5 protein-coding genes are annotated in these 8,839 nt (G+C 32.3%); 2 read left to right on the top strand and 3 right to left on the bottom strand.

Features of this window, described 5'->3' with window-relative positions; genetic code table 11:
- Nucleotides 1-613: 613 nt before the first annotated feature.
- The 3 genes from VJ881_03610 to nifJ all read right to left on the bottom strand — a co-directional run bounded on the left by VJ881_03610 (nt 614) and on the right by nifJ (nt 5,780).
- Nucleotides 614-1,324 carry a FadR/GntR family transcriptional regulator gene (locus VJ881_03610; GenBank protein HKL75133.1) on the bottom strand — a complete coding sequence of 237 codons (711 nt, stop codon included), beginning with the start codon at nt 1,322-1,324 and terminating at the stop codon, nt 614-616.
- 107 nt (nt 1,325-1,431) lie between these two features.
- On the bottom strand, nt 1,432-2,133 hold the full coding sequence (locus tag VJ881_03605) for an SDR family oxidoreductase (protein HKL75132.1): 702 nt from the start codon (nt 2,131-2,133) through the stop codon (nt 1,432-1,434).
- Between the two features lie 86 nt (nt 2,134-2,219).
- Nucleotides 2,220-5,780, bottom strand: a complete 3,561-nt coding sequence (gene nifJ / locus VJ881_03600; GenBank protein HKL75131.1) for a pyruvate:ferredoxin (flavodoxin) oxidoreductase — start codon at nt 5,778-5,780, stop codon at nt 2,220-2,222.
- Between the two features lie 264 nt (nt 5,781-6,044).
- Here nifJ and VJ881_03595 point away from each other — a divergent pair, with 264 nt between their 5' ends.
- On the top strand, nt 6,045-7,427 hold the full coding sequence (locus VJ881_03595) for a tryptophanase (protein ID HKL75130.1): 1,383 nt from the start codon (nt 6,045-6,047) through the stop codon (nt 7,425-7,427).
- A gap of 88 nt (nt 7,428-7,515) precedes the next feature.
- A complete protein-coding gene (locus tag VJ881_03590; protein HKL75129.1) occupies nt 7,516-8,670 on the top strand; it encodes an aldo/keto reductase in 1,155 nt (384 codons plus the stop codon).
- Nucleotides 8,671-8,839: the final 169 nt, after the last annotated feature.

Genomic DNA, 8,839 nt, shown 5'->3' with positions numbered 1-8,839 from the left:
TTAATGCAGAACCCCAGCCAAAAGGCATTGCCTTACTTGCTGGCCACATATAACCGATCATCAAAACTCCAACTATAATAATAGGTAAAGCAGCTACTAATGCTAACATTTATTTATCCTCCTCTTCTCTTAACTCATTTTGAAAATATTATAAATTTAATTTTCAATTAATTTTTCTAGAAGTTTTCTACTCAATAATACTCCTCTACTCAGACTATATCGCCTCCTTTTATAATATTGTTAAGTGGTCTGACCATCATCCCTCTATATATACATTTCCATCCCAAATCGCAAAACCCTTCTTTATTTTCAAAATATTTTCACATGAAAGAATATTATAATTTTCACAAACTGTTTAATCTTTATCTGATTAGTAATCAATTTTTCGAGATTATTTTAACATTTTCATATTCTTAGTTATTATCAATTATTAAGAGTATTATCTTATTTAGGTTATTTAATCTTTTTTAATTAACTATAAACAATAAATAAAGCAATATATAACTCTTAATAAACTTAATTCAAAAAAATGAAGGCTATTTAATCTATAATTTCACAAAGTAACACATAAAAAAATCCACCATTTCTGGTGGATTAACAAAAATATATCTTTTTATCCTTCTATTTCTTTATTTATCAATTTTTCTACATAATCTAGATGTTTTTTCATTTCTTCCATCGCTTTTTTTGAATCTTTATTTTTAATTGCTGCAAAAATACATTTGTGTTGCCTGGCAAAGTTTTCCATAGTTTCTTTTTTAGAAACAAGTGTAGTTCTTGTGTTTTTGATATGAAAATCCATTGCTTCTGAAATAGAACGCATCATATATTCTAACACTTTATTCCCACTGGCTTTAGCAATTGTATAATGAAACATTTTATCTGAGTTAATACTTACTTTCTCATAACCAGAACTATTTACCAATTGTTCTATATATTCAGCCATTTCTTGAATATCTTCTTCTGAAGCTCTTTCAGCAGCAAGACGAACACAGTCCACCTCAAGAACTCTTCGTAATTCTAATAGTTCTTCTTCTACATTTTCATTCAAAATCAAAACAAGAGATAAAGGGTCTACTAAATTATCATCAAACCTCTCTTTAATGAATGTCCCTTCTCCTGGCCTACTCTTAATAAGACCAATCATCTCCAGAGCACTAAAAGCCTCTCTGATAGAAGCCCTACTGACTCCCAGTTGTTTTTTAAGTTTCCTTTCTGAAGGAAGCTTATCTCCTCTTCCAATTTCACCTTCATAAATTAAATTTTTTATTTGACTAATAACTTTTTCATATACTTTATCATTTTTAATTGGTTTAAAATCCATCATATTAACCTCCATCTACACTTAAAACTGCTAACTTAACATTTTAAGTTTATGTCGTATATTGTAAGACTATATCTATTATAAGATTTTATATTAAGATAATCAAATTATCTAGTACTATTAATTAAAACTTCTTTTACATTAAGTTTATCTCTATTTTTTATATTTGCAAATATAATTTCTGCTACATCAGCTGGATTCATAAACTTTTCTTTCCTTTCTTCAGTAAGGATACCATCCCAAAAAGAAGTATTCATTCCTCCCATATAAAAAGCACTAACATCAATTTTACTATCTTTTAATTCTTTTTCAATACTATCTGTAAAACCTCTAATTCCAAATTTGCTGGCACAATAAACAGATTCAGTGGCTTTACCTTTTTTACCAGCAGTAGAAATTATATTTACTATTAAACCTCTATTGGCCTTTTTCATCTTTTTTAATACAGCTTGAGTACAAAAAATTGTTCCTTTTAAATTTGTGTCAATCATCTGATCTATTTCTTTTTTATTTAATTTTTCAGCTTTTCCAAATCTTCCTAATCCAGCATTGTTTATTAATATATCCACTTTATTAATATCTGAAAATACTTTTTCAACTTCTTCTTTATGACGAATATCTAATTGATGAATCTCAAAAGAGTTTTCCAGTTTTTTAGCTGTTTTTTCAAGTTTACTTATTGTTCTTCCAATCAGGTGTACTTTTGCTCCTTCTTTAGAAAATTTTTTCGCCAATGACTGCCCCAAACCACTACCAGCACCAGTTATTACAACTTCCTTTTTCATTTCTTCCTCCTCCTTCTTTTTAATTTTGATTTAAAAAAAAGGGCAGCAGTAAAAACTGCTACCCTATAATTTCTATTTATCTTTAAAATAGATTTTAAGTTATATTATTTTTAATCTTCATCTGGCTCATAAGCTTTTTCTAATCTCTTATAAGCTTCATATCTTTCTTTAGCATCCTGTTCAGCTCTCTCAAAGAGGTCTTCTGCGACTTCAGGGAAAGTCTTCTGTAAAGCAGAGAAACGAACCTCACTTAAGAGGAAGTCTCTAAAGGATTCAGTTGGTTCTTTAGAATCAAGGCTAAATGGATTTTTACCTTCTTCTTTAAGTTCTGGATTAAATCTGTATAGATGCCAGTATCCAGCTTTAACAGCTTTTTCTTCCTGAGCTACACTACAGCTCATACCCTCTTTTAATCCATGGGAAATACATGGAGCATAAGCTATTACAACAGAAGGTCCATCATATGCTTCAGCTTCTTTTATAGCTTTTACAGCCTGATTCATATTTGCCCCGAGAGAAATCTGGGCTACATATACATAACCATAAGTCATAGCCATTTGACCAAGGTCTTTTTTCTTCACTCTCTTACCTGAAGCAGCAAATTTAGCAGCAGCTGCTGTTGGAGTAGCTTTTGAAGATTGACCTCCAGTATTAGAATAAACCTCAGTATCAAAAATGAGAACATTAATATCGTCATTTTGGGCTATTACGTGGTCAAGGCCTCCATAACCAATATCATAGGCCCAACCATCTCCACCAAATATCCACTGTGACTTCTTGGTGAGATAATCTTTTTTATCAATTATTTCCTGTACTTTTTCATTATCTTTATATTTATCTAGAAGTGGAATCATATTTACAGTAGCCATCTTAGATTCTTCGCCCTGATCTTTTACATCCAGCCATTTTTCAAAGGCGGATTTTAGATCATCACCGATTTCATCTTCTTCAATGGCTTCATTCATAAGATCAGCAATCTTATTTCTGATTTGTTCCATACCTAGATACATTCCATAACCATATTCGGCATTATCTTCAAATAGTGAGTTTGCCCAGGCTGGTCCGTGTCCTTCATCATTAGTTGTATAAACTGAAGTTGGTGCTGAACCACCCCAGATTGAAGAACAACCTGTAGCATTAGCAATAAGCATTCTATCACCAAATAACTGAGTTACTAACTTTGCATAAGCAGTTTCTCCACAACCAGCACAGGCTCCGTGGAATTCAAGAAGTGGCTGCTGGAACTGACTTCCTTTTATTGAAGCAGGATCCATTAAGTCTTCTTTATAACCAACTTCTTCAACTGCATAATTCCAGTTTTCTTCTTCCTGTTCTACCATCTTATCAAATTCAGTCATAACAAGTGCTTTTTCTGGTGCAGGACAAACCTCTGCACAAACTCCACAACCAGTACAATCATAAGGACTAACCTGAATACGATACTCATATCCTTCTAATTGTTTACCATTAGCTGATATTGTTTCAAATCCTTCAGGAGCATTTTCTTTTTCTTCCTCATTAACAAGGAATGGTCTAATTACAGCATGTGGACATGCTAGAGCACACTGATTACACTGAATACAGTTATCAGGTTGCCAGTTTGGAACATTTATAGCGATACCGCGTTTTTCATAAGCTGATATTCCCTGTGGGAAAGCTCCATTTTCATGGGGATAACTACCATTTTCATCTTCCACAAATGCACTTACAGGTAAGTCATCTCCTTTTTGTTTGCTTATTGGATCAAGAATATTTTTAACGAAATCCGGTCTATTATCTTCTTCTTCAGTAGTCTCTTCTTCAGCATCTGCCCATTTTTCAGGTACATCTACTTCAACAAGAGCATCCATAGCTTTATCTACAGCTTTCCAGTTCATTTCTACTACTTCATCACCTTTATGACCATAAGTTTCTTTTATAGCATCTTTTAGATAGTCAATAGCTTCATCAACTGGAATTATATCTGCCAACTTAAAGAAGGCAGTCTGCATAACCATATTAATTCTACCACCAAGTCCTACTTCTGAAGCAATATCTACAGCATTAATAATATAGAAATCTATATTATTTTCAGCTATATATTTCTTCATTTCTGCTGGCAAGTTTTCATCTAATTCATCTTCTGACCAGGTAGTATTAAGAACAAAAGTTCCACCTTCTACCAGATCATTGACCATATCAAACTTATCTACATAACTCTCTTTATGACAGGCTACGTACTCAGCTTCATCAATTAAATAAGTTGATTTAATTCTTTCATCTCCAAAACGAAGGTGAGAAACTGTTACTCCACCAGATTTTTTAGAATCATAAGAGAAATAACCCTGTGCATATTTATCTGTATTATCTCCAATAATCTTAATAGCATTTTTATTAGCACCTACTGTACCATCTGAACCAAAGCCCCAGAATTTACAGCGAACAGTACTTTCTGGTGTAGTATGAATTTTTTCCGGATTAGATAATGATGTATTAGTAACATCATCATTAATTGAAATTGTAAATCCATCTTTTGGATCATCATCTTTGATATTTTCATAAACAGCTTTAATATCAGTTGGTGTAGTATCTTTAGAACTAAGTCCAAATCTTCCACCAACAACAACTGGAGAATCTTCTTTATCATAGAAAAGTGAGCGTAAATCTTCATAAAGTGGTTCTCCTACAGATCCTGGTTCTTTTGTTCTATCAAGAACAGCAATCTTTTTAACACTTTCAGGAAGTGCTTTCATAAAGTATTTTTCAGAAAAAGGTCTATATAAATGCACTTTAATAATTCCAACCTTTTCTCCCTGATCAACTAAATAATCAACTGTTTCTTCAATAGTGTCAGTAACAGAACCCATAGCTACAATAACATATTCTGCATCATCAGCACCATAATAATTAAATGGATGATATTCTCTACCTGTTATTTCAGAAATTTCCTGCATATATTCTTCTACAATATCAGGAACATCTGTATAATGCTTATTAACAGCTTCACGAGCCTGGAAGAAAATATCAGGATTCATCGCTGTACCACGTGTTTCAGGATGTTCAGGATTTAGAGCATTTTGTCTAAATTCTTTTACAGCATCATAATTAACAAGATCTGCTAATTCATCATAATCCATCACTTCAATTTTTTGAATTTCATGTGATGTTCTAAATCCATCAAAGAAATGTACAAATGGTAAGCTTGTTTCAATTGCTGATAAATGAGCAACTCCTGCAAGATCCATAACTTCCTGAACACTTCCAGAAGCAAGCATTGCACACCCTGTTTGTCTTGTAGCCATTACATCAGAATGATCACCAAAAATTGATAGGGCATGTGTTGCTACAGTACGAGAACTTACATGAAATACGCCTGGTAGTAATTCACCGGCTATCTTATACATATTTGGAAGCATAAGTAATAAACCCTGGGAAGCAGTAAAAGTAGTTGTTAAGGCACCAGTAGCAAGTGATCCGTGCACAGCACCAGAAGCTCCACCTTCAGACTGCATTTCTGTAAGCTTGACTCTTTGACCGAAAATATTTTTTCGTCCATGGGCACTCCACTCATCCACCATCTCTGCCATTGGTGAAGAAGGAGTAATAGGATAAATAGCTGCTACATCTGTAAATGCATATCCAACATGTGCTGCAGCTGTATTCCCATCCATCGACTTCATTTTTTTGGACATAAATAATTCCCTCCCATATATATAATAATGTAAAAATTAATTATAGTTGTATCCTATTTTAGTATATTATACTACTAAAACTCTGTCAAATTTAAAAAAATTAAGACATAACAAATAATTCTGTAAATTTTTTCATTATTATATTAGTTAAACTTGATTTTAAACCCTTTAATAACGTATAATAATACCGGTATATAAATGAGGTAAGATTGTTTATATATTAAATTTAATGAATATTTATAATACTTTGGGGAGGTATTTAAAATGGATAAAAATTATAAAGCTGAACCTTTTAAAATCAAAATGGTAGAAAGAATTAAACAAATACCAAGACAAGAAAGAGAAAAAGCTCTAAAAAGAGCTGATTACAATCTTTTTGCTTTAAAATCAGAAGAAGTATACATAGATTTACTTACTGATAGTGGAACTAATGCAATGAGTGATAATCAGTGGGCAGGACTTATGAAAGGTGATGAATCATATGCTGGAAGTAAAAACTTTTATAACTTACAGGATACTGTAAAAGAAATTTTTGACTATAACTATGTAATCCCTACTCATCAAGGTAGAGGAGCAGAACAGGTAGCTTTTCCATCTTTAATAGAAAAAGGCCAATATGTATTAAGCAATATGCACTTTGATACAACTAAGGGGCATGTTGAACTGGCAGGAGGAAAAGCTAAAAATCTGGTTATTGATGAGGCTTATAATACTGAGAAATCACATCCTTTTAAAGGTAATTTTGATTTAGAAAAACTGGAAAATTTCATTAAAGAAAAAGGTGAAGAAAATATTGCCTTCATTATTGCAACTATTACCTGTAATAGTGCTGGCGGTCAACCAGTTTCAATGGCTAATATAAAATCTGTTAAAGAAATTGCTGACAAATATGGTATTGATCTTTTCTTTGATGCTGCTAGATTTGCGGAAAATGCTTATTTTATCAAAGAAAGAGAAAAAGGATATAATGATAAAACAATTGCAGAAATTGTTAAAGAAATGTTTGGTTATGCCAAAGGTTTCACCATGAGTGCCAAAAAGGATGCAATCCTAAATATGGGGGGAATGATTGGTATTAAGGATGATGAAGAACTTTATAATAATCTCCGCTCCAAAACAGTTCCCTTAGAAGGTTTTCCTACCTATGGTGGATTATCCGGAAGAGATATAGAAGCTATGGCCAGAGGTCTAAAAGAAGGTATAGATTATGATTATTTAAATTATAGAGTGGGCCAGGTAAATTATCTAGGAGAAAGACTTAGAGAAGGTGGTATTCCTATTCAGTATCCAACAGGTGGTCATGCTGTTTTTGTAGATGCCAAAAAAATGCTACCTCATATTCCTTATCATCAATTTCCTGCTCAGGCTCTTGCAAATGCACTTTATCTAGAATCTGGAGTAAGAGGAGTAGAAATTGGTTCATTCCTTTTAGGAAGAGATCCTGAAACAGGAGAACAACTAAAATCCCCTCTTGAGCTTTTAAGACTTACAATCCCCAGGAGAGTATATACTGATAATCACATGGATGTAGTTGCAGATAGCCTTATCTCTCTTAAAGATAAAACCGATGAATTAAAAGGTTTAGAGTTTACTTATGAACCTGAAATACTTCGTCATTTTACTGCAAAATTAAAACCTGTAGAATAAACAACTTGCGAATGTTAAGTTGATTTGTTTTAATACCTTTTATATGTTATTATATATTTGCAATTAATAATACAAAGGAGGTTTTCGTATGGAGTATAGAAAATTTGGTAATCTTGACTGGGAAGTATCTTCGCTTGGCTTTGGTGCAATGCGACTTCCTACTGATGGAGATGAAAGTAGTAATATTGCAGAAAAAGAAGCTATAGAAATGATAAGATACGCTATAGATAATGGAGTGAATTATGTTGACACAGCCTGGCCTTATCATGGTGAAGAAAGTGAAAAGCTTGTAGCAAAAGCTTTAAAAGATGGGTATAGAGAAAAAACCAGGGTTGCAACTAAACTTCCAATCTGGCTTGTTGATGATAAAGAAGACCTTGACAAATACTTAAATAAACAGTTAGAAAAATTAGAAGTAGATAAAATTGATTTTTATCTAATACATGCCTTAAGTAAAGATCGCTGGCAAAAATGTAAAGATTTAGAAATTATGGATTGGTTGAAAAAAGTTCAAAAAGAAGGAAAAATAGGATATAAAGGTTTTTCTTTTCATGACGATTATGATCTTTTTGAAGATATAGTAGATTATTATGAAGATGATTGGGATTTTTGTCAAATTCAATATAACTATCTTGATACAGAATATCAGGCAGGACAAAAAGGATTAAAATATGCTGCAGATAAAGGACTGGCTGTAGTAGTTATGGAACCACTTCGAGGAGGTACCTTAGCTAAAGAACCTCCTAAAGAAATTAAGAAAATCTGGGATAAAGCAGATAAAAAAAGGTCTGCTCCTGATTGGGCTCTACAGTGGCTCTGGAATCAAGAAGAAGTTTCAGTAGTATTAAGTGGAATGAGCACTTTAGAACAGGTAAAAGAAAATGTAGAGAGTGCTTCAAATTCTGGTATAAATTCTTTAGATAAATCAGAAAAAGATTTAATAGAAAAAGCTGCAGATAAATTCCGCGAAATGCAGCCTGTTAACTGTACAGGATGTGGCTATTGTGTTCCCTGTCCTAATGATGTTCATATTCCTATGAACTTTTCTTTATATAATGAAGCTCATCTTTATGATGATTATGAAGAAAAAAATAATACTTATAATAGACTCAAAGCAAAAATGAGAGCAGAAAATTGTATTGCCTGTGGAGAATGTCTTGATAAATGTCCTCAAAATCTATCTATTATTGATCTTCTAGAAGATGTAGCAGATTATTTTGAAGTAAAAGAAGATAATGAGTAAAAATATATTAGCAACACAAAAGCCCCTATCAAAGGGGCTTTTTTTATATGAAAAACCATAATACAAAAAGTAATAAAGTAAGAAAGTTTAAAAACAACATTTTCTTTCTATTTTTTTCATTATTAATCATAGTATAAAGATCATCAACTGTATCTAAACGGGATTCAAT

The sequence above is a fragment of the Halanaerobiales bacterium genome, assembly GCA_035270125.1.
Taxonomy (GTDB): domain Bacteria; phylum Bacillota; class Halanaerobiia; order Halanaerobiales; family DATFIM01; genus DATFIM01.
The sequence above is the reverse complement of the archived record's forward strand: the minus strand, read 5'-3'. Positions and strand labels throughout refer to the sequence as shown.

What these genes read in the sequence shown, in the direction of transcription:
- VJ881_03595 (HKL75130.1), top strand. Translation starts at nt 6,045, where the DNA reads ATGGATAAAAATTATAAAGCTGAACCTTTTAAAATCAAAATGGTAGAA.
- VJ881_03610 (HKL75133.1), bottom strand. Translation starts at nt 1,324, where the DNA reads ATGGATTTTAAACCAATTAAAAATGATAAAGTATATGAAAAAGTTATT.
- VJ881_03590 (HKL75129.1), top strand. Translation starts at nt 7,516, where the DNA reads ATGGAGTATAGAAAATTTGGTAATCTTGACTGGGAAGTATCTTCGCTT.
- nifJ (HKL75131.1), bottom strand. Translation starts at nt 5,780, where the DNA reads ATGTCCAAAAAAATGAAGTCGATGGATGGGAATACAGCTGCAGCACAT.